This window comes from Citrobacter sp. Cb023 (genome assembly GCF_030336805.1).
Taxonomy (GTDB): Bacteria; Pseudomonadota; Gammaproteobacteria; order Enterobacterales; family Enterobacteriaceae; genus Citrobacter; species Citrobacter braakii.
The window spans coordinates 77,000-101,461 of record NZ_JAOWCV010000025.1 but is presented as its reverse complement, the minus strand read 5'-3'; the positions used below and the strand labels follow the sequence as shown (position 1 = coordinate 101,461).

The window sequence follows — 24,462 nt, the reverse complement described above, 5'->3', positions numbered from 1 at the left end:
ATTATCGATGAGCACAACCGAGCTGCATTCACTGGATTTGTTAACCTTTCCGGTGTGGATTGTTTCGCCACAAACCGAAGAACTGGTGTTCGCTAATATCGTTGCACGTGAGCTAATGCAGGATCTCTGTTTTTCCCCACTGCGCAAGGGCATATTCTCAACACATTCTCAAAATGATTTAACCATGTATCTCAGTGACTTGAGCAATCATCATCACGTTGTTGAGATCCTCACGGTTTACCGCGATGGTGAGGAAATCGCGTTGGCTAGCCGCCTGTCCATTAAATCTCTGCCGGGCGTGGGGGATGTTATCCTTTTCGAAGGCATTGAAACGCCTACTGCGCAAGGTCTGAAAGCCAGCCGTTCAGCAACTTATCAACGAAAAAAACAGGGCTTTTATGCGCGTTTTTTCCAGACCAACTCCGCGCCAATGTTACTGATTGATCCGTCCCGCGATGGCCTGATCGTTGATGCAAACCTCAGTGCCCTGAATTTTTATGGTTACAACCTTGATGTGATGTGCCAGAAACATACCTGGGAGATCAACATGCTGGGCCGCCATATATTGCCGGTAATGCATGAAATCGCCCATCTGCCCGGCGGCCATAAGCCTTTGCACTTTGTCCATAAACTGGCAGACGGCACCTCACGTCATGTACAAACCTACGCCGGACCGATTGAAATTTACGGTAATAAACTCATGTTGTGCATTATTCATGACATTACCGAACAAAAACGGCTGGAACAGGAGCTTGAGCATGCCGCTCTGCGTGACCCTTTAACGGGATTACTTAATCGCCGACATTTTTATCAGGTAACCGAGCCGGAGCAGACGCATGCGGTATCATTGACGCAGGACTACAGCCTTTTATTGATCGACACCGATCGTTTTAAAAGCATTAACGATCTCTTCGGTCATTTAAAAGGCGATGAAGTGCTTTGCGCTCTGGCCCGCACACTGGAATCCTGTGCACGAAAAGACGATCTTATTTTTCGCTGGGGTGGTGAAGAATTTGTGCTGCTGCTGCCGCGAACCTCGCTGGATGTCGCCCTCAATCTTGCAGAAGTGATCCGCGCGACGGTAGCCAAGGTTACTCTCCCTGGTCTTCCCCGCTTTACCGTCAGCATTGGCGTTGCGCGGCACGAAACGAACGAAAGTATTGATGAATTATTCAAACGCGTGGACGACGCGTTGTACAAAGCCAAGCACGAAGGCAGGAACAGAGTATTGGCCGCCTGATGAATACGTTGATCAGCGGCTGCGCTTAGCGTGACGCTCCCAGTTTTCCTGTTTTGCCTGCGCGGTTTTACGTAATGCCACATAGCATGCCCCGCTGCCGCCGTGATGCGGCAAAGCGGCGCAGTAGGCCTGGACGTCGTCAAATTCTGTCAGCCAGCGCGCCACATAGCTGCGAACAATATTGGCATGAGCGTTATCGTCACGCCCCTTACCGTGTATCACCAACACGTTACGTAATCCATCTTGCTGTGCCTGCAGAATAAAACTGAATAGCATCTGGCGGCATGTTTCTACGGGCTGGCGGATGAGATTAAGGCTCGCCTGCTGCGGATATCTTCCGGTTCGCAGTTTGTCAGTCACGCCGTGCTGTAAACCTTCGCGACGAAACTCAAGCGGCTCGTTCAACGGGATAATATCGAGAAACCCCGTCGTGAGAAAGTTATCCAGTTGAAGCGTATCGATACGCGCCGGAGTGCGGATATTACGCGTTGGCTGCCAGTGTACATCGGCGCAGCCCTTCAGTGGTTGGACATCCCCCATAGCATCCAGAAACAGCGAAGCATCATCAAGGTTCATGTTTCTTCCTCCAGCGAATTACGACGAGCATTATCATAACCGCGCACTATTATACCGACAACGGTTTACGATTATTTCCAATAATTCACCCGGCTCGCTCCGCTGAAAAGATCTACTCACGACATACAGATATCCGTTTTTAGGGGTATAGCTGCAACTGTTGCTGGCGTGATAATGTGTAACCTCGCCTGAACGCTGTAATGAGAGAAACGGATGCTGAACTTACTGGAAGACACCATCGACACGCCGCTAGGCCCGCTGTGGGTTATTTGTGATGAGCAATTTCGCCTGCGCGCGGTGGAATGGGATCAGCACCGCGATCGCATGGAACAATTGCTGGATATTCATTACCGCACAGAAGGTTATCAGCGTATTACAGCCAAAAACCCTGGCGGATTAAGCGATAAACTGTCGGAGTATTTTGCCGGGAATCTCAGCATTATTGACACGCTGGAAACAGCAACGGCTGGCACGCCTTTCCAGCGTGAAGTCTGGCAAGCATTACGCACTATCCCGTGTGGGCAGGTCATGCACTATGGTCAACTGGCCGAACAGTTAGGGCGCGCCGGTGCTGCAAGAGCCGTCGGTGCGGCCAATGGCGCCAACCCGTTAAGCATTGTGGTCCCCTGCCATCGCGTCATTGGGCGTAACGGCACCATGACTGGATATGCTGGCGGCGTGCAGCGAAAAGAGTGGTTATTGCGTCACGAAGGTTATTTGCTACTCTAGATTCCAGGCAATTAATGCCTTATTCGTCACACTTTCGCATAATGTGACCACAAATTTAATGCGGTTAATCAAGGAGTTACAAACATTCATTCCGGTTATACCTGAATTATTCTCTATTGGGAGTAGCTCAGGCTTACGTGCTCACCAAAAAGATGTTAAAATTGACAAATATCAATTACGGCTTGAGCAGACCTATGATCCCGGAAAAGCGAATTATACGGCGCATTCAGTCTGGCGGTTGTGCTATCCATTGCCAGGATTGCAGCATCAGCCAGCTTTGCATCCCGTTCACACTTAACGAGCATGAGCTTGACCAGCTCGATAACATCATCGAGCGCAAAAAGCCTATCCAAAAGGGGCAAACGCTCTTTAAAGCAGGTGATGAACTTAAATCACTCTACGCTATCCGCTCCGGAACGATTAAAAGCTATACCATTACCGAACAAGGCGATGAGCAAATTACCGGCTTCCATCTGGCGGGTGATCTGGTCGGTTTTGACGCGATTGGCAGCGGACATCACCCGAGCTTTGCCCAGGCGCTGGAAACCTCAATGGTTTGCGAAATTCCTTTCGAAACCCTTGATGACCTGTCCGGAAAAATGCCGAATCTGCGTCAGCAGATGATGCGTCTGATGAGTGGCGAAATCAAAGGCGACCAGGATATGATCCTGCTGTTGTCGAAGAAAAATGCAGAAGAGCGCCTGGCGGCCTTTATCTACAACTTGTCTCGCCGCTTTGCCCAGCGCGGATTCTCGCCTCGTGAGTTCCGCCTGACCATGACCCGCGGCGACATCGGTAACTACCTGGGTCTGACGGTTGAAACCATCAGCCGCCTGTTGGGTCGTTTCCAGAAAAGCGGTATGCTGGCAGTGAAAGGCAAATACATAACTATTGAGAATAGCGACGCGCTGGCAGTTCTTGCTGGCCACACGCGTAACGTAGCGTAATCTTTCCGCAAGCATTTCTGTTATCCTTCTGTCAAATCGCTAAATTTTCCCGATTTATTGATCTGGCAGGAGGTTCTCCCCTGTTTCAATCCACATTATTGGGTTACTCTTTTAATTACAAACTGCGATGACAGTTGTAAGGAGACCCTGTATGGCTATGTATAAAAATATGCTGGTCGTCATCGATCCAAACCAGGACGATCAACCAGCATTACGGCGAGCTGTTTATTTGCATCAACGGATTGGTGGCAAAATTAAAGCCTTTTTGCCAATCTATGACTTTTCCTACGAGATGACTACCCTGCTGTCGCCCGATGAGCGTACGGCAATGCGTCAGGGGGTCATCAGCCAGCGAACAGCCTGGATCCGTGAACAAGCAAAATACTACATCGAAGCAGGGATCCCTCTTGAAATTAAAGTGGTATGGCACAACCGTCCCTTTGAAGCCATCATCCAGGAAGTCATTAGCGCTCAGCATGACCTGGTCCTCAAAATGGCACACCAACACGACCGCCTCGAAGCCGTAATTTTCACCCCTACCGACTGGCATTTATTGCGCAAATGTCCAAGCCCGGTATGGATGGTTAAAGACCAGCCATGGCCTGAAGAGGGTAAAGCGCTGGTTGCCGTGAACCTCGCCAGTGAAGAGCCTTATCACAACGCGCTCAATGAAAAACTGGTCAAAGAGACGCTGCAACTGGCAGAACAGGTTAACCATACTGAAGTGCATCTGGTTGGCGCCTACCCTGTTACGCCAATCAATATCGCAATTGAACTACCAGAGTTTGACCCCAGCGTTTATAACGACGCGATCCGTGGACAGCATCTGCTGGCCATGAAGGCGTTGCGCCAGAAATTCAGTATCGATGAGAAAGTGACGCACGTTGAAAAAGGATTGCCTGAAGAGGTCATTCCTGATTTAGCCGAGCACTTGCAGGCGGGTATTGTGGTACTGGGTACCGTCGGTCGTACCGGTATTTCTGCCGCGTTCCTTGGTAACACCGCTGAACAGGTTATCGATCACCTACGCTGCGACCTGTTGGTCATCAAGCCGGATGAATATCAGACGCCTGTTGAACTGGATGACGAAGAAGACGATTAACTATACAACTCAATGCCGGATGGCGATCTCATCCGGCATAACAAACGCTTAGTGTTGCTCTTCGCCGCCGAGGAAATAGATACCCAGCGGGATAGCCAACAGAATCGTAAACACCATGCTGTAGACACAAATCATTGCCGATTGAATAGCGTACATTGAAGCGGTCCAGTCGGATAGCGGAATGTCATACTGTTCAATCACACCACCGATCGTCGCTCGCGTCACGACCGACGCTGCGATAATAAACACCCCAAGCAGGCACAACAGAAACTTCCGTCCCTTCGCTGTCTTCAGCTTAGCCATGATCATAGTACTGTCCTTTTGCAGATGAAAACCTTGTTACTTTGCGCTAACAATACCATGACATCAACTGACTGTCTGCTACATAAACCGCTTTCAGGGTGGATACCAGCGCTATTTCGCCGAAAATAGCGCTAATTGCATTATATATCTCCCCTATGGATTAATGATCTGACCGCCAGAACTGAGTAAAATATTCGAGGATTAGGATATCAGAAGATATTTCACTACCACGGAGCTGTTGGAAGAATCATGATCGCTGAACTGTTTATAAATAATGCGTTTAATTTGACGGTAATTCTCAGCTGCTGTGCCACGCTGGTTCTGATGAGCGTCTGGTATCATCGTGGAGAGCGTCGCTGCAAAGGGTTCATATTTCATGCCGCGCAATTTCTTGTCTATGCCATTATCATCGGGACGTTAGGCAGTATTGCTAATAACGTTATCGAAAATTACAGCCTGAAATTTATCTCCTCCAGCGTGGTCGACTTTATCTGCACCTCGTTGATTGCGCTGATCCTTACCATCAAACTTTTTCTGGTAATTAATCAGTTTGAAAAGACGCAGATTAATAAAGGCAGAGATATCACCAGCGCGAGGATCCTGTCGCGCATCATCAAAATTACCATCGTGGTTGCCATCATTTTGCTGTATGGCGAACATTTCGGAATGAGCTTATCCGGCCTGTTAACCTTCGGCGGCATCGGCGGTATCGCTGTAGGTATGGCAGGCAAAGACATTCTGAGCAACTTTTTCTCAGGGATTATGCTCTACTTCGACAGACCCTTTAGCATCGGCGACTGGATCCGCTCCCCGGACCGCAATATTGAAGGTACAGTTACGGAAATCGGCTGGCGAATGACCAAAATAAACACCTTCGATCATCGTCCGTTATATGTCCCAAACTCGATTTTCTCCTCTATCAGCGTAGAAAACCCAGGAAGGATGACGAACCGCCGCATCAAAACGGTGATCGGGTTACGATATGAAGATGCTGATAAAGTCAGTGCCGTTGTCGAGTCGGTCAGAGAAATGCTGCAAAACCATCCGGGAATAGACCAGAAACAAACCCTGCTGGTTTATTTTAATGAATTCGCCGATTCATCGCTGAATATCATGGTGTATTGCTTCACGAAAACCACCGTGTGGGAGAAATGGCTTGCGGTACAGCAGGACGTTTATTTAAAGATTATTTCGATAGTCAAGGCACACGACGCCGACTTTGCGTTCCCCAGCCAGACGCTGTATATGGATAATCCTGAAGCATCGCCATCGACACACTAACAAAAGAAAAGGCGCGGAAATCCGCGTCTTTTTTCTGCACTTATTTCAATGAGGCAATATCAATGACAAAGCAGTACCAGCGCCAGCGTTGGAATATACGGATTCAGGTCATGTAGATACGGAACTGTATCAATAATCAGGTCAAACTGATTCACTTCGGGCATCGGATTCTTTACCTGCAGTACGTGTGCCCCGCACAGCTCAGGGGAGCAGGTTGTACTCAGCGTCGCTTACCGGTTCAATCCACTCGTTCGATGCGCTAACTGCCGGGATTTCCACAGCGATATGGGCAAACCAGCTATCACGCGCGGCACCGTGCCAGTGTTTCATTCCCGCCGGGATGTGTACGACATCACCAGTTTTCAGTTCGCGCGCCGGTTGATTCCACGCCTGATACCAGCCTCTGCCGCCGGTCACCAGCAAGATTTGTCCCCCTTGATGATGGATATGCCAGAAGTTACGACAGCCCGGCTCAAATGCTACGTTACCAATGACCACGCCTTCCATGGAGAGCATAGTCAGATAGCTGTCGCCAGTGAAATATTTCGCATACGCTTCATTTTTCTCTCCGCGAGGAAAGACGCTGTTACCATCAAATTGTTGACTCATAATCTCCGCGCCGGCGCTGGAGACGGTATTCCGTTGATTTTGCATTTCGACTCTCCAAAACGGTGGCAGCACGCGCCACCGATGCTGAAAACTATAAAAATTATAGAGACTCGACAGGCGGGTGATTAGAGGTGAAAAGAAGGACAACCTTATGAATCATGCTCATCAATAGTCGGTAACAGGTACAACATTTCTACTGGAGATGGCGTGAAGCCTTAGGCCACAATTTCAATCAAGTTGCCGTCAGGATCGCGTATCACCGCTTCGTAATAGCCATCACCGGTGGTGCGCGGGTCAGAAACTAATATCCCCTGTTCTTTTGCACGCATCGCCATGGCATCAACGTTTTCACTGCCGCCAACTGAAATGGCGAGATGCACCCAGCCTGAGGTGTTATTGTTGGGAGCATGTTTTGTCAGTCCAGGCTTAGTCATTAACTCAATCGCGATATCCTCACCAATTTTGACAAAATAGGATTCAAATCCAGGATTGGTTTTACTGCAGTATTTTTCGTTGATCTTTGCGTCAAAAAACGTGACCCAGAATTGAGCTTGTTGCTCAAGATCCCGTGTCCATAACGCCATATGCGCAACCTTCATAGCTAACCTCTTCTTGTTGTATCCAAACAATAGGTTCCCTAAAGGGATGTTGACATCGTGAACCATAATGCACAATTATGCTTGTTATTGCTCGATGTTTATTTCACTGGAGTATTGATGCTCGATTACGCAGCATTCCCTGAACAGCGCCAGGCGCTTATCTATCAGATCCTGCAGGAAAACGGCAGAGTCATCTGTTCCGAACTCGCCAGTAGGTTAGGCGTTTCGGAACATACAATCCGCCGCGATCTGCATGAACTGAGTAAAGATGGCGTGTGTAAAAAAGTCTATGGCGGCGCGGTCATTGCACTCCCTGAATCCGAAGACATCACCGTGCGCAAGAGTATTAATGTGGCGAAAAAGAGCAATATCGCGCAGAGATGCGCCCGGATGGTCAAATCCGGAAGCTGCATTTTTATCGACACAGGCAGTACTAATCTGGCGATGGCTGAAGCCCTACCCGCCGAGCTGGCGTTAACCGTGGTAACAAATTCCCCGGAGATTGCCGCCGTTTTACTAAAAAAACCACTGTTTGATGTCATTATGCTGGGCGGCGCGGTGCAACGATCTTCTGGAGGGTGTGTGGGTGCCACCGCTATCTCGCAGGTGCAGGGCATTTTATTCGATCAGGGATTTATTGGCGGCTGCGCGATGTCGCCAGAATCCGGCTTAACCGGATTTGATTACGCGGATTGTGAGTTCAAAAAAGCGGTGATCAAACAGTGTAATGAAACTATTGTCGCGCTGACGGCTGAAAAGATCCCGGCCGTCGCCCGTTATGTTGTTACCGAAAGCAGCAATATCGATGTAATTGTCGTCGAGGAAAATATCAGCAAAGAGTATGCCACGGCGTTTCAGGCGCACGACATTCGTATTTATACAGTGTAACCCATTCTATTGGGTGATACTTTTCCATTGCTTTCATGACCCACCTTCCCTACAGCCTTGTCTGTTCGGGAAATCGCCAATGCAATGTCCCGAACAGGCCAGCTATATCAGTGCTTCACAATATACATTGTGCGGCTATAAGCCACATCTTCAGGGTTAGTAATCGGATACCCTTTCAGCCACGGTTTAATTAAACGCCCGTTGGTGTACTGATAAATCGGCGCAATGGGAGCCTGTTCCATCAGAATGTTCTCCGCGGCGTTATAATCAGCATTGCGCGCTTTCTGCGTATTCTCCAGGGTTGCCTGGGTCAACACTTTATCGTACGCCGGATTATTAAAGCGGGAGATATTGCCCGTATGGGTTGATGTTAATAGCGACAGGAACGTAGATGGCTCATTGTAATCGCCCACCCACGAGGCGCGGATCACATCAAAATTACCGGTATTGCGGCTATCGATATAAGTTTTCCACTCCTGGTTTTGCAGTTTCACGTCAACGCCGAGATTTTTCTTCCACATAGACGCGACAGCAATAGCAATCTTCTGATGATTTTCAGAGGTGTTATACAGCAGCGTCAGTTTAAGTGGTTTCTGTGGACCATAGCCCGCCGCACGCAGCAGCGTTTTCGCCTGCGCGTTCAGCTCTTCCTGACTCATTTGCTCAAACGGTGAAGGTTCCGGCACAAACCCTGCCGTTACATCCGGCGTAAAATGCCATGCGGGCTTTTCGCCGGTACCCAGAACTTTCTCCGCCATCAGGCGACGATCGATAGTCATGCTGAGCGCCAGGCGCACGCGTGAGTCGGCAGTCGGTCCCTTCTGGGTATTAAAGGCATAGTAGTAAGTGCCAAGCTGCGGCGGGGTGTAAACCTGGCCCGGGATGTCCTTCAACAGTTTCTGATACATGTTTTTCGGGAACGACTCGGTAATATCGATATCACCAGCAAGATAGCGCTTGGTCGCTGCCGATTCCTGGTTAATAGGCAGGAAGGTGACTTTTTGCAGCACCGTTTTGGCGTTGTCCCAATAATGCGTGTTCGGCACAACGTCCAGTTTTTCGTTCACCACGCGATCTTTGAGCACATAAGCGCCGTTACCAATTAGATTACCCGGTTTGGTCCAATCTTTACCGCTCTCAACATTAGCTTTTTGTACCGGATAGAAAGCAAAACTCGCCGTCAGATTGGCAAACCATGGCAGCGGTTTATCCAGTTGGACCTTCAATGTACGCGCATCGATCGCGCTAACGCCGAGCTTATCTGGCGAGGCTTTTCCATCGATGATCGGCTGTGCGTTGTTAATACCCGCCAGCGCAGCAAACCAGGCAAACGGCGACAGAGTTTTCGGGTCAACCAGACGCTGCCAGCTATAGACAAAATCCTGCGCCGTTACCGGCGTACCATCTGCCCATTGCGCATTGTCGCGCAGCGTAAACGTCCAGATACGGTTATCGTTACTTTTCCACTGAGTGGCAACACCGGGCACAATCTCGCCCTTCTCATTCTGGTTGACCAGCCCTTCAAATAAATCACGAATAACCTGAATTTCAGGAAGCCCGACGGCCTTTGCCGGATCCAATGACGCCGGTTCGTCTTTGATATGACGCACCAGTTCTTGCTTTTCTGCCAGTACCGTTCCGCTGGGAACATCAGCAGCCCAGGATAATGAAATGCTGCTTACCAATAGCGCACAACAGGTTACTGAAACAGAATGCTGCATAAAATACCCTCAATTCCGGCTACTAAGTGAATGTGTAATTATTTGTATCGCCAGCAGGAAATGCAATTAACTTTCGACAAGGAAATAATATTACATCTGAAAAGATAAGTGTGTGAAAACGATTTGATTATCCATACATTTTGCACAACACTGCGAGTAACAATCCACGTATTCAGAGATGACTATGACCGTTACCCGACCCCGTGCCGAGCGCGGCGCATTCCCACCTGGAACCGAACATTACGGACGTTCATTATTAGGCGCGCCGCTAATCTGGTTTCCCGCAATGGCGGCCGATCGTGAAAGCGGTCTGATACTGGCAGGAACGCACGGCGACGAAAACGCATCGGTCGTCACCCTTTCCTGCGCATTGCGTACGCTTAATCCTTCCTTACGTCGTCACCATGTGGTGCTGGCGGTTAACCCTGACGGTTGCCAGCTCGGGCTGCGCGCAAATGCGAACGGAGTGGATCTAAACCGTAACTTTCCCGCTGCCAACTGGAAAGCGGGTGAAACGGTGTATCGCTGGAACAGCAGCGCAGAAGAACGCGATGTGGTGTTGTTGACCGGCGAAAATCCAGGCTCAGAACCAGAAACCCAGGCGCTGTGCCAGCTTATTCACCGAATTCATCCTGCGTGGGTGGTCTCTTTTCACGATCCGCTGGCCTGTATTGAAGATCCCAGGCGCAGCGAATTAGGCGCATGGCTGGCGCAGTCGTTTGAATTACCCCTCGTCACCAGCGTAGGTTATGAAACGCCCGGCTCATTTGGAAGCTGGTGCGCAGACCTGAACTTACACTGTATAACCGCCGAATTTCCGCCCATCTCTTCAGATGAAGCGAGCGAGAAATACCTGCTGGCCATGTCCAATCTCCTGCGCTGGCACCCTAGAGATGAAGTTGTCCGGTCGTAAAATGCAGGCCCGGCTCCGCGTCGCTGGCAAGCCAGGTAGGGCCATCAAGATCGGCAAAGTTAACCTGCGGCGTAAGCGGTAACGCCGCCCCAATCGCCCGGGAAGTACACAACATGCAGCCCAGCATTAGCGCAAATCCCTGCTCGCGGGCTTCGGTTGCCAGCGCCAGCGCCTCCGTCAGGCCGCCTGTTTTATCCAGTTTGATATTGACCATTTCATAGCGCCCGTGCAGCGCTTTCAGGCTGCTGCGGGTGTGGCAGCTTTCATCTGCGCAGATCGGCAGCGGATGCACAAAATTTTCCAACGCGGCATCGTCCTGCGCTGGCAGCGGCTGCTCCAGCATCGCCACCCCTAAATCAGCCAGAAGCTGGCAGCGTGCCGCCAGACCTTCTGCCCGCCAGGATTCATTGGCGTCGACAATAATCGTGGCATCAGGGACTGCGGCACGAATAGCAACCATCCGCTCGCTAATCAAGCGCGCATCCAGTTTAACTTTTAGCAGTTTCGCGCCATTTTCCCACAGTGCAGCCGCACTCACCGCCATTTGTTCCGGCGTGCCAATTACCACGGTTTGCGCCGTCGTCACCACTTCCGCCAGTTCACTTCCCACCAACTCTGCCAGTGACAGTTGCTGTTGACGCGCACTCAGATCCCACAACGCGCAGTCCACAGCATTACGCGCGGCTCCCGCTGGCAGCAGCTTTTGCAGCTCTTCACGCGTCAGTCCATTTTCCAGTTGTGGGGCAATGCTCATAATTTGCGCCAGCACTGAGGCATCGCTTTCACCATAGCGCGGATACGGTGTGCACTCGCCGATACCCGTGACGCCGTTTTCTGCCACTTCAACCACCACCACATGCGCTTCGGTTCTGCTCCCACGGGCAATAACAAAGGGAGTGTGCAGCGGCCAGGCTTCCTCATACACCTTAACTGTTCTCATTTGCTTTCCTTAATGCAGTCCCTGAAGCGGATATCCGCAAATAGCGTTTGCCGTGTTAACTGCTGATGGCATAAACTAGCCTCGACGTTAACTATATGTAAACAGGAAGATAACCATGTCACAAACCGTTCATTTCCAGGGCAACCCGGTTACAGTTGCCGGCTCAATTCCTCAGGCTGGAAGCAAAGCTCAGGCTTTTACCCTTGTGGCTAAAGACCTGTCTGACGTTACGCTGGGCCAGTTCGCAGGCAAGCGCAAAGTGCTGAATATTTTCCCAAGCATCGATACCGGCGTTTGTGCGGCATCGGTACGTAAGTTTAACCAACTGGCGACAGAAATCGACAATACCGTCGTACTGTGCATTTCGGCCGACCTGCCATTCGCCCATTCACGTTTTTGCGGCGCGGAAGGTCTGAGCAACGTTATCACGCTGTCCACCCTGCGCAACGCAGAATTTCTGAAAAACTACGGCGTAGAAATCGCTGAAGGCCCACTGAAAGGTCTGGCCGCACGTGCCGTGGTCGTTATTGATGAAAATGACAACGTCGTTTTCAGCCAACTGGTCAATGAAATCACCAACGAGCCAGACTACACTGCTGCGCTGGACGTACTGAAAGCTTAAGCCACGTCTGCATACAAAAATGCCTCCGCAGGGAGGCATTTTCATTTACCGTGTTACTCTTCGCTTTTTTTCTGCTGGCTCAGGCCGTATTCACGCAATTTGTTGGCAATCGCGGTGTGCGAAACGCCAAGGCGTTTGGCCAGTTTGCGCGTGCTGGGATAATTCATATAAAGCTGCGTCAGCACAGAGCGTTCAAAGCGGCTGGTAATTTCATCCAGCGATCCTTCCATCACCTCTTCTCCGACCGCAACCGTTGCCGCATCGTAATCCGGCAGTAAAATATCCTGCGGCCGCAGCTCATAGCCTTCAAGCTGGGTCAGCGCCCGGTAGATGGCATTTTTAAGCTGACGCACGTTGCCCGGCCAACCGTAGCGGGTTAACACCGTGCTGAGATCGGCAGACAGCTTCGGACGCGGCACGCCCTGCTCGTCGGCGAAGCGCGCCACAAACAGTTCGGTAAGCGGCATAATATCCTGCGGGCAATCGCGTAGCGGCGGCAGATTTAGCGTCAGTACATTCAGTCGATAATAGAGATCTTCACGGAAAAGCCCTTTCTGCACCATTTCCACAAGGTTCTTTTGCGTTGCGCAAATCACGCGGACATCAACATGAACTTCGTGATCTTCTCCCACGCGGCGGAACGTGCCGTCATTGAGAAAACGCAGCAATTTGGTCTGCATACGCGGCGACATTTCACCAATTTCATCTAACAGAACCGAGCCGCCATTCGCCTGCTCAAAGAAGCCTTTTTTACCTTCCGGGGCATGGCCAAACAGCTCACTTTCGACCGCATCCTCAGGAATTGACGCACAGTTCAGCGCCAGATACGGCTTCGACGCACGCGGGCTTGCCAGGTGGCAGGCATGGGCAAAGAGATCTTTGCCGGTGCCGGTATTACCAGTAATCAGCAGCGGCGCACTCAGTGTCGCCAGCTTACGCGCCTGTTCCACTACGTGTTTCATTTTGGCGCTGACGGCAATAATCTGGCTAAACGCGCTCAGATCCTGCGTAGTCATATTTTGCAGCTGACGCCCCATTCGGATGGTGGAGCGCAGCATGACAACAGCACCAGTCAGCATCTGCTCCTGATTTTCACCCTGCAAATGGACAGGCGTAATCTCCATCAGGAAGTTCTGTCCGTTAATTACGACATGCTCGCTATGAGAATCCTGCGGATTGCTTTCGAGCCAGCGCTGGAAGTTAAACCCATTGATTAACTGGGCGGCGGTATGATTGCGCATCCGATCCTGAGTGTGCGCGAAAAGCTGACAGCTCGCAGGGTTCGCCATCTCGATTTTGCTTTTCATATCCAGAGAAAGGACCGGTTCTGGTAACGCCTCAAGCAGCGCACTCAGCGCAAGATGTTCTCGTTCGGAAGGCATCCAGGGCACGGTACGCACATCCGTAACCCCTGAAATACGGCGGATTTCAGCCATCAGGCTGCTGAAGTTGGTGAACTCCAGTTCCGCAAAATTGAGGTAAATCCGCCCGATGGGGTCAATCTCGATACCGCGTAAATCAATGCTTCTCAGCACCAGTAAATCGAGTAATTCGCGGGTCAGACCAAGTCGGTCTTCACAAAAGACTTCCAAACGCATAGGAACCTTCACCTGGACAAGGGATTATGTATTAAATGATAAGACAGTATTGGGTTTGCAGGAAGAACTCTGTCAACAAATATTGACAGCTCGCTGGAAAATCAGGCGCCGGGACGTAAAGTTAAACGACTGGCGCCCAATTTTTAGCTAACTTTCGCGCGGTGATTTGTTCTTTTGTAAGGTTTCTTTCACCTGACCAATCAGTTGACGGCGAAAATCGCCCAGTCGTGGCTTATCGTCATCGATCCACGGCAGCGGTCGGCAAAGTTCCATGGCTTTAATACCCAGACGCGCCGTTAATAATCCCGCGCCAATACCCTGCGCGGCACGCGTCGATAAGCGAGCGGCTAAATCCTGCGACATCCAGTCCATTCCCACTTCCCGCACCAGCTCACTGGCCCCGGCAAAAGCGATATTTAGTAGCACCAGGCGGAACAAACGCAGGCGGCTGTAATAACCGAGTTCAATGCCATACAGCGATGCGATGCGATTAATCAGCCGCAGGTTTCGCCAGGCAATAAACGCCATATCCACCAATGCCAGCGGACTGACGGCAATCATCAGCGTGGACTCCGCCGCTGAACGGCTAATCTCACGTCGGGCCTGCGCGTCCAGCACCGGCTGCACAAGATGGGCATACAGGCTGACGACTTCGCGATCGTTCTGCGTTTCATGAATTGAGGCATACCAGCGCTGTAGCGCCGGATGGGACTGATCGATACCCGCCTGCTGCGCCAGCTTTTCACAAAATGCACGACCTTTTCCGGTTCCATGGCTGTGGAGCAGATCTCGCGCTTCATCGCGCTCGTGCGCACGCTGGCGCAAACGCCATAGCCGACGCCACTCGGTCGCAACCGATCCGATACCTGCGCCGATAATCAATGCGCCAGCGGCACATCCTCCCAGCGCGACCCAGTCCTGAGTCTGCCAGGCGTTCATAGTCCATTGTACGCCCTGAGCGACAACGCTCGCGCCAAACAGCGCCAACCCGCCCATCACCATTTTGCGCCACAAACTGCGTTTGGGGCGTAGGGCCGCATCAATGACGGCTTCTGCCTGACCTTCGTCTTGCAGAGGTTCATCCACTGTCGCCGGAGAAAAAGTCTGCGCCTCCGTTTCGTTGAACATCTGCTGCGCTTTAAACGCCGCGTTTTGTTCCACGTCCAGCGGACCTGAGAAATCGATACGCGGTTTTAACGGCTCGCTCATCGCAATTTATCTCCTATTAAAAACTCCATCGCGGCATCAAGACGAATATGCGGTAAGGGTTTATCGACATCCATAACCTGCGGGCGAAACGCCTCAAACTGAAAGCCCTGGCTGTCCCAGAATGCTTGTCCAGGTAAACGCGCGGGCACTTCCCCCGGATAAACGGTTAATGGTTCACCATCGCTCAGACGATGACCACGCAGCGCCGGGATCTTTTCGCCTTTCACATCGATCAGGCCGCTGGTGGTTGCCTGTACTGATGCCAGTCCCAGACAATCCATGCTGATACCTTCGAACGCAGCGTTTTGCCAGGCGTCCTGGATCAACTGCTGCAATAACGACACCATATTGGCGTGCTGATCGACCGTGACGTGGTCGGCTTTGGTGGCGGCAAACAGCAGTTTGTCGATCACCGGGGAAAACAGCCGACGAAACAGCGTGCGCTGTCCATAATGGAAACTTTGCATCAGTTGGGTGAGTGCCAGACGCATGTCGTTAAACGCCTGTGGCCCGCTGTTGAGCGGTTGCAAACAATCGACCAGCACAATCTGACGGTCAAAGCGCAGGAAGTGATTCTTATAAAATCCCTTCACGACTTTTTCACAGTAATAATTAAACCTGTCGCGCAGCATGCCCGCATTGGTGTGTTTGTCTGCCTGCGCCAGCTTCGATTCCCCCCAGGCATCAACGTCCGGCCACGGGAAGAACTGCAGCGCAGGCGCGCCCGCCATATCTCCGGGCAGAACAAAACGGCCCGGCTGAATAAAATGCAGTCCCTGCTGCTTGCACTGGTGCAGATACTCCGTCCAGGCGGCAGCGATTTCCGCCAGACGGTTTTCATCAGCAGGCGCCAGCGGATCCAACCCCTGGCATAACTGCCGCCATCTTGCCGACCATTCGCCCCGCTGTCCCTGTAATAATCCGGTCATTTGCCGCGACCAGCTGAGATAATCCTGGGCCAGCATCGGTAAATCGAGCAGCCACTCCCCCGGATAATCGACGATTTCCAGGTACAGCGTGGAGGTTTCTTTAAAGTGGCGCAGCAATGAATCATTGGATTTGTAGCGCAGCGCGAGGCGTATTTCACTCACGCCGCGCGTAGGTGTCGGCCAGGTCGGCGGTGAGCCATACAGCTGCGCCAGTCCCTCATCATAGGTAAAGCGCGGAATACCAAAATCGCGTTGTGGAACCCGTTTAACGCCGAGCAGACGCTCTTCGCGCACGCAACTGAGCAACGGCAGACGCGCACCGGCATGAATATTGAGTAACTGGTTTACCATCGCGGTGATAAACGCCGTCTTACCGCTACGGCTAAGTCCGGTGACAGCCAGGCGCAAATGCCGGTCTACGCCGCGATTAACCAGCGAATTGAGTTCATTTTTAAGTCGCTTCATCGCCATCCCGTTTTGCTGAAGGAACCGAAGAAATTATAACAAACAGGAAGTAAAGATAGGGGTCAATTCTTACTTATCAACTACCTGAGCTGTAACAGGCGGCATTATTCTTACCGCCTGGAGCAGAAGGAATGCGAGCGGTTTATTGATTCTCTACTTTAGGAAGCGCTATTTGATTGATGCCACCTTCGTTGGTCACCTGCGTGTAGCCCATTTCCGTCAACATATCCTTCGCCTGCCCCGATTGACGCCCGGAGTTGCAGTACAGCTTCACGGTGTCGGTCTTATCAGGAACTTCAGCAGCGATACGCGCCTTCATCTCTTTTAATGGAATGTTGACCGCCCCCTGAATATGCTGCTGTTGATACTGTTCAGGAACGCGAACATCAATCCAGTGCTCGGCTGCAAAAACCGGCATGCCGATGACCAGTGCCAACGCTAATACGCCTTTTTTGAACATAATATCTTCCTGACTGATAGTTGGATTTAACCAACACACTATACGCCAGTTCTTAAGAAAATATTGCGATCGCATTATCACCCTCTGCACCCGTGGACGACTCTTCCTCTGGTTGCGCATACTGCGGTTAGTTTTTTGATTTTTCTGCCCGCATTCCGATATTGTTGTCATTCGCCAATTAACTCCATAATATGTTCGCCATTGACTCTCGGACGGAGCTTGGGATCTATGTCTCCTACCATTTATGATATTGCACGAGCCGCTGGCGTATCAAAATCCACGGTATCGCGCGTGCTTAATAAGCAAACCAATATCTCGCCGGAAGCGCTTGAAAAAGTGCTGCGTGCTATTGATGAGTTACAGTACCAGCCCAATAAACTTGCTCGCGCACTCACCTCTTCCGGGTTTGATGCAATAATGGTGATATCTACCCGTTCAGCAAAAACAACTGCCGGTAATCCGTTTTTCTCTGAAGTGCTGCATGCTATTACTGCCAAGGCTGAAGAGGTCGGTTTTGATGTCATATTACAGACTTCGCGAAGCACTGAAGATGATTTACAAAAATGTGAGAGCAAAATTAAGCAGAAATTGATCAAAGGTATCATTATGCTGAGCTCTCCCGCCGATGAATCTTTTTTTGCAAGGCTGGATAAATACAACGTACCGGTCGTGGTTATTGGAAAGGTTGAAGGCGACTACGCCAATGTCTATTCTGTAGACACAGATAATTATCGCGACAGCATTACGCTAACTGATGCGCTGATTGAGAGTGGACACCGTAATATAGCCTGTTTGCACGCGCCGCTTGATGTTCATGTTTCTATCGATCGCGTTAACGGATATAAAGCCAGCCTTCAGGCGCATAATATTAAAATGCGCGATGAATGGATTGTTGACGGGGGCTATACCCATGAAACAGCCCTGCTTGCTTCGCGAAAATTACTGAGTCAGCAGCAGTTACCCGACGCCGTATTTGCCACCGACAGCTTGAAATTAATGAGCTTATATCGCGTGGCGGCTGAGAAAAATATAACCATCCCGCAACAACTTGCCGTTGTGGGCTACAGTAATGAGCTGTTGTCTTTTATGCTCACGCCCGTTCCTGGGGGAATTGATGTGCCTACCCAGCAGTTGGGTGAACAAAGCTGTAATTTATTATTTAACCTGATTGCGGGCGAGAAAGGATTACAAAATATCACGGTGAGCACACAAATATCGCTGGCCGACTCACTGGTGTAAAAACTGGGGCATAAATGCCCCAGTATATTTTAGAATGCGTAGTTCACGCCTATACCAGCATAATGGAATCTGTCGCTTTCGCCTTCGTCGTGATCTTCCCACTCATAGGCATACTCCAGTGACATTGATAAACCATTCTGGAAATCATATGCATACAGTAAACCGAGACGATTGAAATTATGGCCTTCACGTTCCGGATCATCTCGCCAGTCCCAGTTTGACCAGCGATCAAGCCCCAGACGGGTATACGGCGTCAGGGTGGTATTGCCTAAAGACAACGGTAAATATGCACGAATTTCCTGGGTTGAGAACTCACCATTATTGCGCGAATCAGCCAAATTAAAGCCGCGCTCAAGGTAATAGTTGACCGTTAAGCCCACCGTTTCGTTAAACCTGTAATTCAGACCGGTCTCGCTTTCGACACGACTATCGGAGTAGCCAGTAGTATTCAAATCATTAACGAATTGATACATCGACAGCCAACCGCTAAAGCGCAGGTCGTCGGTCAGTTTAACATCCCAGTCCGGCTGAACTTTCCAGCGCTGCATATTAGCGGTGTCGTTTCCTGGTTCATTGACATAGTGATAACCGTAATTACGGAAGCCACCGGTCAAACCGAAATTAACATCTTCACTTTCCATGAATTGATAGCGGACTTCCAGTTCTGGGCGATCAAACCAGGTACCACGCTTACCATCGCTGTAATCAACCGGTCCTTCCTGATAATAGGCCAGCGATATTTTCCATGGCCCATTAGATGCGTTGAAATAGACGGACGGCTCAGCCAGTCCATCCATATCTTCGCCCTGACCTTCAACGTTTTCTATTTCGTACATAGCACCAATATTAAAGTGCCAGTCATTATTTTCAGCAGCCTGCGCGCAGGCCATTCCTGCGCTCATAATCAGCGCAGTAGCGGACAGTAGGGTTTTCATTATTATTCCTTGTTAAAATACTCGCAAAAATGCCCCAAGGCTTGGGGGGGATTTATCCCCCCGGAATTTTATTGAATAGCCACTTCAGTTTCAGCATCAAAGAAATGGCATTTCGCCATATCAAAATGAATAGTGATATTTTCTCCTGCATGATAATCATTCACTGCCCCAGCACGGACCACCAACTCATGCCCCCCAACAATGGTATAAAGCATAAATTCAGCGCCGGTTAATTCTGCAACGCTAATTTTTGCCGATATACTATTTTCGTTATTAAGCTGCGGGTGTATATCTTCAGGACGAATTCCCAGAGTGACCGCCTGATGTTCATAACCCTGCGCTTTTAATTGTGCTAATTTATTTTGTGGAATCGTTAATTTCAGTGTTTCAGTAACAAACTTATCACCATCAATCGCGCCACGAATAAAGTTCATGGCCGGTGAGCCAATAAATCCGGCGACAAACATATTAGCCGGGTGGTTATAAACCGTTTTCGGCGCACCAACCTGCTGAACGATGCCATCTTTCATAATCACAATACGCGTCGCCATAGTCATGGCTTCGGTTTGGTCGTGGGTAACATAGATCATGGTGGTATTGAGTTTCTGATGCAGTTTGCTAATTTCAGCCCGCATCTGAACGCGAAGTTTGGCATCGAGATTCGATAAGGGTTCATCCATCAGGAAGACCCCCGCTTCACGTACAATCGCACGCCCCAGCGCCACACGCTGACGCTGACCACCGGATAACGCGCCGGGTTTACGCTGCAGATAATCGCGCAGGCCAAGGATCTGCGCCGCCCAGTTGACGCGCTCCTCAATCACAGCAGGCGCTATTTTCTGCATTTTCAGACCAAACGCCATGTTGTCATAGACGGTCATGTGTGGGTACAACGCGTAGTTCTGAAAAACCATCGCAATGTTGCGTGATTTCGCCGGCACATCGTTCATCCGTTTACCGTCAATCAGCAGATCGCCGCCGCTGATCTCCTCCAGACCGGCGATCATGCGCAACGTAGTTGACTTCCCGCAGCCGGAAGGTCCAACAAAAACAATAAACTCTTTATCTTCAATTTCCAGATTGAAGTCTTTAACGACGTGTACCTGGTTGTCGTAAATTTTTTGAATGTGTTGCAACGAAAGCTGTGCCATGTTGAATCCTTTACTTGTCGTGTTGCCAGAAAGCCGATAAGCACGGCCACGTCAGAAATTCGGTTGCCGGAAGCAGCAAGTCTGCCCCATTCAGCCCTTTACCGATGCCGACAGAAAGCATGCCGCAGGCGTTGATTGCATCAATTCCCGCTTGTGCATCTTCTATGCCAATACATTGTTGCGGGTCAACGCCAAGACCCGCGCAGGCTGCCAGGAAAATTTCCGGATCCGGTTTCGAGCGGGTGATCAATGCCGCATCCGCACAAAAATCAAAGCAAGAGCTAAGATTAAGCGCTTGTAAAATAGCCGGGGCATTGCGCGACACAGAGGCCAACCCCACCGGAATCCGTTCTTCCCGCAACGTCATCAACAGCTCACGTATTCCCGGTAATACCGAGTTAACCGTCAGCTGGCGCAAAGAATGGACATACAGTCTGTTTTTTCTCTCGGCCAATTGTGCGCAGGCCTCGGGAGAAAACGCCCCCGCCTTCCCACCATGGTGCAAAATACGCTGTAGTGATTCGCCGCGACTAATCCCTTTCAGGCTGTCATTAAATACTTCGTCGATCACAATCCCTATTTCATCGGCTACCTGCCGCCAGGCCAGAAAATGCAGATGCGCGGTATCGGTAATCACGCCATCCAAATCAAAAATGATGGCCTGTGGTTTGAGTATCATTCATCGCCCCCTTCTGTGGTAGCGGTCCCATAAGTGGGCGAAATAATGGCGTCATTGCGGATTACGGTTTCCCCCTGCACGGAGACCTTTTCACCATTGACCCAAAGGACAATCTGCTCAGTGCTGTTAATACGGATTTCAGCCGCATTAATGATTACCTGCATATCGATGCCCTGCCAGCGCAGCGGGAAAGACAGCGTTTGCCAATGAGTCGGTAAGGCAGGAGCAAGGTGTAACTCCCCGTGGCGAATATTCACGCCGGCAAAACCCTGGATTGCACCCAGCCAGATGGCGCCCGTTGCCGCAGCATGAATGCCGTCATCGCAGCTATGTGGGTCCTCCCCGAGATCGATAAGCGATCCTTCACGCCAGAACCGATAGCCCTGTGCCGGATCACCGCAACGCGCTGCCACAATCCCGTGGATCGCTTTACTCAACGAGGAGTCATGAATTGTGCGCGGCTCGTAAAAGCGCAGGTTTGCCAGACAGGTTTGCGGGCAAAATTGCTCCGGTAACATGTAGGTCAGCATCACCACATCGGCCTGTTTGAGAATTTGCATCTCATTGACTTCTGCACGGGAGTAATCGAGCAAAATCGTCTGCTTGCCCGCTTTGGCTTTGTACTGCGACAGATCGATAGCCGGTTTGCTCAGGAAGGTATCGTCCTGAGGTAGCACGCCATCGGGCTGAACTTCCGGTCGCCAGAGATGCTGTAAAAAATACTCTGCGCGGTGAATAAACGTCTCATCACCGCAGCCCAACCGACGGGCAAAACCCAGCGCCTGTTCCACGTTGTACCAGGCCATGTAGTTAGTGAACGCGTTGTTGTTCACATGCTCAGTGTATTCATCCGGGCCAATCACATCGTGGATCTCTAAACGATCATTAACCATGACCGCCCTGCTGATCCAGAACTTCGCCGTTTCCAGCAGCAACGTCATTCCCTCACGGGACATGAAGTTTAGATCCCCTGAGGCATGCCAGTAATTGATTACCGCCCAGGCAATATCCGCCACGAGGTGATGTTCAGCCTGCGCCGAGGCCACTTTCTGACGCAGTCCGGTACGGATGTTGATCGCCGCAAATTCAGGCGTTTCCTCATCACCGCTGCGAGCGCTTTCCCACGGGAAAAGCGCTCCCTGCCAACCGTTACGGCGGGCTTTCTCACGCGCCCCCGACAGATTATGCCAGCGGTAACGCAACAAACTTCTCGCGGTTTTCGGCTCGGTAAAGAGATGAAACGGTAACAGAAAGACCTCGGTATCCCAGAATATGTGGCCTTTATACCCTTCCCCCGTCAGACCTTTGGCCGCAATACTGCTGCGCTCATCGTGGTCAGGAGTCATCACACGCAGATGATAGAGCGCATAGTCCAGCGCTCGCTGATCGCTGGCATCAGTGCTGGTGACCTGAACGCGACGATTTTGCCACCAGGCATGCCAGTTAGCAGCCGACTCAGCAAGCAGAACGTCATAGCCTTGCTGCGCGCACATTTCCAGGTTGCGCAGCGACTGGCGTCCCCAGGTCTCAAGCGACAGGCTGCGTTCGCTCGCCCAGTCTACCCAGCTAATTTTTGTCAGCGTGACGCGCTGTCCGGCTTTCGCCTGCATGCTGTTGTGTTGTAACAGCCGACGTTCTTTCGCGGTGAAGCAGCGCTGCGCTGCACCGTCTACATCGCAATACGTGGTGATAGCGATATCATTGCGGTTGTCCTGGGTGGTGTAAATCCCTTGCATAAGATGCTGGCCAAAGACCCGGACCTGCGTTTCATCCAAATGCTGACGACCATGATTGGTCATCGTGGCGTCAATTCCGGTCGAGATACCAATGCTGGCATCGCCATCCAGTGGCGTGACGACAACTTCCATCGCAAACAGCGGCAGTTTTTGTGCCGAGACAAATCGCCGGCTCTCAATGGCAAAACGCGCTCCGCCAGACGCACGCCAGGTAAGCGCACGGCGTAATTCCCCACTGGCAAAATCCAGTTCACGTTGCCAGCTTTCGATAACGCCGCTGGTGAGCGAGAAAATCTCACCATTGAGTGAAATCTCCACCCCCACCACATCAGGCAGATTAACCAGTTCATTAATCTCGCCTTTCCCTGCCCGGTGATACAGTCCAGCAAGGTACATGCCGCGAGTTTGTAAGGTGTAGGCTTCCTCGTGGCTGGCGCGAATCCCCATATAACCGTTACCGGTCGTCATGAGGGACGCATATTTATTCAGGTTGTGTGGGCAAAAAGCCGGTTCAGTTAGCATTACTGGCCTCGTCATAAGTCTACGTAGGTCCCTGTTTCAGCCGATTGATACAGTGCGGCAACCAGTTGTTGAATAACGACGCCTTGCTCTGCGTCGGCAATAGTGACAGGCTCGCCCTGGACATGATTCACAAAAGCTTCCATGCTGCGATAATGACGATTGTCATCGGCCATTTCGCGCTGAAGCAGTACGTCAAGCGTACCCTCACGATCGGTATAAACTTGGGCTGGGAATAACGTCGCCCCAGCCAGATCGCCGCAGAAATTTACGTTCATAATCGATTGTTCCGGGATATTCAGCGCGAAAGAGGTTTCCAGTCGCAGGATACCGCCGTTATGAAATTCAATCGTCCCGAACAGAGAATCCTCCACGGTATACGTCTCGGGATCCCATTTCCCAAACTGGCCGCTGTTTTTACGCGTGCCAATGCGTTGATAACTGTGTGCGTTAACACGCTTTACTGCCGGAAACCCCAGCACATACATGGCGGCATCAAGCATATGGATGCCGAGATCAATCAGCGGCCCGCCGCCCTGCAGTTCTTTGTTGGTAAATACCCCCCAGCCGGGCACGCCGCAGCGGCGCAAAGCGCGGACATTGGTGACATAGATTTCACCCAGCACGCCGGCCATCACCTGCTCACGAAGCAGCTGCGTATCCAGTGCGAAACGATGATGAAAATCATAAGCCAGAACTTTCCCCATTCGACGCGCCGTGTTACACATTTCCAGCGCCTCGGCTGGCGTCATCGCCGGAGGTTTCTCACACATCACATGGCATCCGGCGTTCAGCGCCAACATAGTGTGTTCATAATGAAAACGATTGGGTGAACAGATGCTGACGATATCTGGCTTAGCCTCGCGTAGCATCGTCTGAGGATCGTCCCAAACCTGCGGATTGCCGTATTTCTCTGCCAACGCCTGCGCCTGTGACAGGCGGCTGTCACAGACAGCCACCAGTTCCAGATCGTTGCGGGTGCAGTAGTACGAAGCATGAACTTTATCCGCCACCTGCCCGGCGCCGATAATGGCGATGCGTAGCGGAGAGCTTGTCAGTGCACTTTTCACAG

24 protein-coding genes are annotated in these 24,462 nt (G+C 51.1%); 9 read left to right on the top strand and 15 right to left on the bottom strand.

The annotated features are described in order from the left end of the window. Nucleotides 1-7: 7 nt before the first annotated feature. A complete protein-coding gene (locus tag OGW44_RS01805; protein WP_016156622.1) occupies nt 8-1,240 on the top strand; it encodes a GGDEF domain-containing protein in 1,233 nt (410 codons plus the stop codon). Nucleotides 1,241-1,252: 12 nt separating this feature from the next. Here the strand turns inward: OGW44_RS01805 and smrA are convergent, their stop codons facing one another. Beyond that, nucleotides 1,253-1,816, bottom strand: a complete 564-nt coding sequence (smrA, locus tag OGW44_RS01800) for a DNA endonuclease SmrA (protein ID WP_053388543.1) — start codon at nt 1,814-1,816, stop codon at nt 1,253-1,255. A gap of 213 nt (nt 1,817-2,029) precedes the next feature. Between smrA and ogt the strand changes: the two genes are divergently transcribed. The 3 genes from ogt (at nt 2,030) to uspE (ending at nt 4,594) form a co-directional block, all read left to right on the top strand. Continuing rightward, nucleotides 2,030-2,545, top strand: coding sequence for a methylated-DNA--[protein]-cysteine S-methyltransferase (ogt, locus tag OGW44_RS01795; RefSeq protein WP_185654642.1), 516 nt, complete (start codon nt 2,030-2,032; stop codon nt 2,543-2,545). 194 nt (nt 2,546-2,739) lie between these two features. Then, nucleotides 2,740-3,492, top strand: coding sequence for a fumarate/nitrate reduction transcriptional regulator Fnr (gene fnr, locus OGW44_RS01790; protein ID WP_003020397.1), 753 nt, complete (start codon nt 2,740-2,742; stop codon nt 3,490-3,492). Nucleotides 3,493-3,643: 151 nt separating this feature from the next. Further along, complete coding sequence (uspE, locus tag OGW44_RS01785; RefSeq protein WP_016153204.1) at nt 3,644-4,594, top strand: universal stress protein UspE; 951 nt, start codon at nt 3,644-3,646, stop codon at nt 4,592-4,594. A gap of 48 nt (nt 4,595-4,642) precedes the next feature. Here uspE and OGW44_RS01780 read toward each other — a convergent pair whose 3' ends face one another. After that, complete coding sequence (locus OGW44_RS01780; RefSeq protein WP_003020403.1) at nt 4,643-4,903, bottom strand: DUF2534 family protein; 261 nt, start codon at nt 4,901-4,903, stop codon at nt 4,643-4,645. A 243-nt stretch (nt 4,904-5,146) separates the two neighbouring features. Between OGW44_RS01780 and OGW44_RS01775 the strand changes: the two genes are divergently transcribed. Further along, complete coding sequence (locus tag OGW44_RS01775; RefSeq protein ID WP_185654643.1) at nt 5,147-6,178, top strand: mechanosensitive ion channel family protein; 1,032 nt, start codon at nt 5,147-5,149, stop codon at nt 6,176-6,178. A gap of 201 nt (nt 6,179-6,379) precedes the next feature. On the opposite strand, the gene OGW44_RS01770 is transcribed toward OGW44_RS01775, so the two are convergent. Both OGW44_RS01770 and OGW44_RS01765 read right to left on the bottom strand, forming a co-directional pair. Beyond that, nucleotides 6,380-6,787: a cupin domain-containing protein gene (locus OGW44_RS01770; RefSeq protein ID WP_185654644.1), complete on the bottom strand. Its 408-nt coding sequence runs from the start codon at nt 6,785-6,787 to the stop codon at nt 6,380-6,382. 215 nt (nt 6,788-7,002) lie between these two features. After that, nucleotides 7,003-7,386, bottom strand: a complete 384-nt coding sequence (locus OGW44_RS01765) for a VOC family protein (RefSeq protein WP_047417311.1) — start codon at nt 7,384-7,386, stop codon at nt 7,003-7,005. Nucleotides 7,387-7,503: 117 nt separating this feature from the next. Between OGW44_RS01765 and OGW44_RS01760 the strand changes: the two genes are divergently transcribed. Then, entirely contained in the window at nt 7,504-8,274 is a 771-nt protein-coding gene (locus OGW44_RS01760) for a DeoR/GlpR family DNA-binding transcription regulator (protein ID WP_065554831.1), read from the top strand. A gap of 107 nt (nt 8,275-8,381) precedes the next feature. Here OGW44_RS01760 and mppA read toward each other — a convergent pair whose 3' ends face one another. Further along, entirely contained in the window at nt 8,382-9,995 is a 1,614-nt protein-coding gene (gene mppA, locus OGW44_RS01755) for a murein tripeptide ABC transporter substrate-binding protein MppA (protein WP_185654645.1), read from the bottom strand. 184 nt (nt 9,996-10,179) lie between these two features. On the opposite strand from mppA, the gene mpaA reads away from it, so the two are divergent. Then, nucleotides 10,180-10,908 (top strand): murein tripeptide amidase MpaA, encoded by a 729-nt coding sequence (gene mpaA, locus OGW44_RS01750; protein WP_016153210.1) that lies wholly within the window; start codon nt 10,180-10,182, stop codon nt 10,906-10,908. Here mpaA and ycjG read toward each other — a convergent pair. Beyond that, nucleotides 10,883-11,848 carry an L-Ala-D/L-Glu epimerase gene (gene ycjG / locus OGW44_RS01745; RefSeq protein ID WP_019076858.1) on the bottom strand — a complete coding sequence of 322 codons (966 nt, stop codon included), beginning with the start codon at nt 11,846-11,848 and terminating at the stop codon, nt 10,883-10,885. The genes mpaA and ycjG overlap by 26 nt on opposite strands. A 115-nt stretch (nt 11,849-11,963) precedes the next feature. On the opposite strand from ycjG, the gene tpx reads away from it, so the two are divergent. Continuing rightward, nucleotides 11,964-12,470 carry a thiol peroxidase gene (gene tpx, locus OGW44_RS01740; RefSeq protein WP_016153212.1) on the top strand — a complete coding sequence of 169 codons (507 nt, stop codon included), beginning with the start codon at nt 11,964-11,966 and terminating at the stop codon, nt 12,468-12,470. A gap of 53 nt (nt 12,471-12,523) precedes the next feature. Here the strand turns inward: tpx and tyrR are convergent, their stop codons facing one another. The 4 genes from tyrR to pspE form a co-directional block, all read right to left on the bottom strand. Continuing rightward, complete coding sequence (gene tyrR, locus OGW44_RS01735) at nt 12,524-14,068, bottom strand: transcriptional regulator TyrR (RefSeq protein ID WP_016153213.1); 1,545 nt, start codon at nt 14,066-14,068, stop codon at nt 12,524-12,526. Nucleotides 14,069-14,215: 147 nt separating this feature from the next. After that, entirely contained in the window at nt 14,216-15,277 is a 1,062-nt protein-coding gene (locus OGW44_RS01730) for a YcjF family protein (RefSeq protein WP_046274547.1), read from the bottom strand. Continuing rightward, entirely contained in the window at nt 15,274-16,671 is a 1,398-nt protein-coding gene (locus OGW44_RS01725; RefSeq protein WP_185654646.1) for a YcjX family GTP-binding protein, read from the bottom strand. Before OGW44_RS01725 ends, OGW44_RS01730 begins: the two co-directional genes overlap by 4 nt. A gap of 142 nt (nt 16,672-16,813) precedes the next feature. Further along, complete coding sequence (gene pspE, locus OGW44_RS01720) at nt 16,814-17,131, bottom strand: thiosulfate sulfurtransferase PspE (RefSeq protein WP_049040220.1); 318 nt, start codon at nt 17,129-17,131, stop codon at nt 16,814-16,816. Between the two features lie 228 nt (nt 17,132-17,359). Here pspE and OGW44_RS01715 point away from each other — a divergent pair, with 228 nt between their 5' ends. Then, nucleotides 17,360-18,370 (top strand): LacI family DNA-binding transcriptional regulator, encoded by a 1,011-nt coding sequence (locus OGW44_RS01715; RefSeq protein ID WP_185654717.1) that lies wholly within the window; start codon nt 17,360-17,362, stop codon nt 18,368-18,370. Nucleotides 18,371-18,399: 29 nt separating this feature from the next. On the opposite strand, the gene OGW44_RS01710 is transcribed toward OGW44_RS01715, so the two are convergent. The 5 genes from OGW44_RS01710 to ycjS form a co-directional block, all read right to left on the bottom strand. Beyond that, the gene (locus tag OGW44_RS01710) at nt 18,400-19,305 is read right to left on the bottom strand and encodes an OmpG family monomeric porin (RefSeq protein ID WP_185654647.1); all 906 of its coding nucleotides are present in this window, start codon (nt 19,303-19,305) and stop codon (nt 18,400-18,402) included. A gap of 68 nt (nt 19,306-19,373) precedes the next feature. After that, nucleotides 19,374-20,456, bottom strand: coding sequence for an ABC transporter ATP-binding protein (locus OGW44_RS01705; RefSeq protein ID WP_016153219.1), 1,083 nt, complete (start codon nt 20,454-20,456; stop codon nt 19,374-19,376). A 10-nt stretch (nt 20,457-20,466) separates the two neighbouring features. Continuing rightward, entirely contained in the window at nt 20,467-21,135 is a 669-nt protein-coding gene (pgmB, locus tag OGW44_RS01700; protein WP_181636646.1) for a beta-phosphoglucomutase, read from the bottom strand. Next, complete coding sequence (locus OGW44_RS01695; RefSeq protein ID WP_185654648.1) at nt 21,132-23,408, bottom strand: glycoside hydrolase family 65 protein; 2,277 nt, start codon at nt 23,406-23,408, stop codon at nt 21,132-21,134. The genes pgmB and OGW44_RS01695 overlap by 4 nt, the downstream gene beginning before the upstream one ends. Continuing rightward, nucleotides 23,405-24,460 (bottom strand): D-glucoside 3-dehydrogenase, encoded by a 1,056-nt coding sequence (gene ycjS, locus OGW44_RS01690; RefSeq protein WP_016156633.1) that lies wholly within the window; start codon nt 24,458-24,460, stop codon nt 23,405-23,407. The genes OGW44_RS01695 and ycjS overlap by 4 nt, the downstream gene beginning before the upstream one ends. Nucleotides 24,461-24,462 lie beyond the last annotated feature (2 nt).

Excerpts from the sequence above, each read along its gene's own strand:
- tyrR (WP_016153213.1), bottom strand. The coding sequence starts at position 14,068 with ATGCGTTTGGAAGTCTTTTGTGAAGACCGACTTGGTCTGACCCGCGAA.
- ycjG (WP_019076858.1), bottom strand. The coding sequence starts at position 11,848 with ATGAGAACAGTTAAGGTGTATGAGGAAGCCTGGCCGCTGCACACTCCC.
- OGW44_RS01715 (WP_185654717.1), top strand. The coding sequence starts at position 17,360 with ATGTCTCCTACCATTTATGATATTGCACGAGCCGCTGGCGTATCAAAA.
- OGW44_RS01805 (WP_016156622.1), top strand. The coding sequence starts at position 8 with ATGAGCACAACCGAGCTGCATTCACTGGATTTGTTAACCTTTCCGGTG.
- uspE (WP_016153204.1), top strand. The coding sequence starts at position 3,644 with ATGGCTATGTATAAAAATATGCTGGTCGTCATCGATCCAAACCAGGAC.
- OGW44_RS01695 (WP_185654648.1), bottom strand. The coding sequence starts at position 23,408 with ATGACGAGGCCAGTAATGCTAACTGAACCGGCTTTTTGCCCACACAAC.
- OGW44_RS01710 (WP_185654647.1), bottom strand. The coding sequence starts at position 19,305 with ATGAAAACCCTACTGTCCGCTACTGCGCTGATTATGAGCGCAGGAATG.
- tpx (WP_016153212.1), top strand. The coding sequence starts at position 11,964 with ATGTCACAAACCGTTCATTTCCAGGGCAACCCGGTTACAGTTGCCGGC.
- ogt (WP_185654642.1), top strand. The coding sequence starts at position 2,030 with ATGCTGAACTTACTGGAAGACACCATCGACACGCCGCTAGGCCCGCTG.
- OGW44_RS01780 (WP_003020403.1), bottom strand. The coding sequence starts at position 4,903 with ATGATCATGGCTAAGCTGAAGACAGCGAAGGGACGGAAGTTTCTGTTG.
- fnr (WP_003020397.1), top strand. The coding sequence starts at position 2,740 with ATGATCCCGGAAAAGCGAATTATACGGCGCATTCAGTCTGGCGGTTGT.
- OGW44_RS01770 (WP_185654644.1), bottom strand. The coding sequence starts at position 6,787 with ATGAGTCAACAATTTGATGGTAACAGCGTCTTTCCTCGCGGAGAGAAA.
- mppA (WP_185654645.1), bottom strand. The coding sequence starts at position 9,995 with ATGCAGCATTCTGTTTCAGTAACCTGTTGTGCGCTATTGGTAAGCAGC.
- pspE (WP_049040220.1), bottom strand. The coding sequence starts at position 17,131 with ATGTTCAAAAAAGGCGTATTAGCGTTGGCACTGGTCATCGGCATGCCG.
- pgmB (WP_181636646.1), bottom strand. The coding sequence starts at position 21,135 with ATGATACTCAAACCACAGGCCATCATTTTTGATTTGGATGGCGTGATT.
- OGW44_RS01765 (WP_047417311.1), bottom strand. The coding sequence starts at position 7,386 with ATGAAGGTTGCGCATATGGCGTTATGGACACGGGATCTTGAGCAACAA.
- OGW44_RS01760 (WP_065554831.1), top strand. The coding sequence starts at position 7,504 with ATGCTCGATTACGCAGCATTCCCTGAACAGCGCCAGGCGCTTATCTAT.
- OGW44_RS01705 (WP_016153219.1), bottom strand. The coding sequence starts at position 20,456 with ATGGCACAGCTTTCGTTGCAACACATTCAAAAAATTTACGACAACCAG.
- OGW44_RS01775 (WP_185654643.1), top strand. The coding sequence starts at position 5,147 with ATGATCGCTGAACTGTTTATAAATAATGCGTTTAATTTGACGGTAATT.
- mpaA (WP_016153210.1), top strand. The coding sequence starts at position 10,180 with ATGACCGTTACCCGACCCCGTGCCGAGCGCGGCGCATTCCCACCTGGA.
- OGW44_RS01730 (WP_046274547.1), bottom strand. The coding sequence starts at position 15,277 with ATGAGCGAGCCGTTAAAACCGCGTATCGATTTCTCAGGTCCGCTGGAC.
- OGW44_RS01725 (WP_185654646.1), bottom strand. The coding sequence starts at position 16,671 with ATGAAGCGACTTAAAAATGAACTCAATTCGCTGGTTAATCGCGGCGTA.
- smrA (WP_053388543.1), bottom strand. The coding sequence starts at position 1,816 with ATGAACCTTGATGATGCTTCGCTGTTTCTGGATGCTATGGGGGATGTC.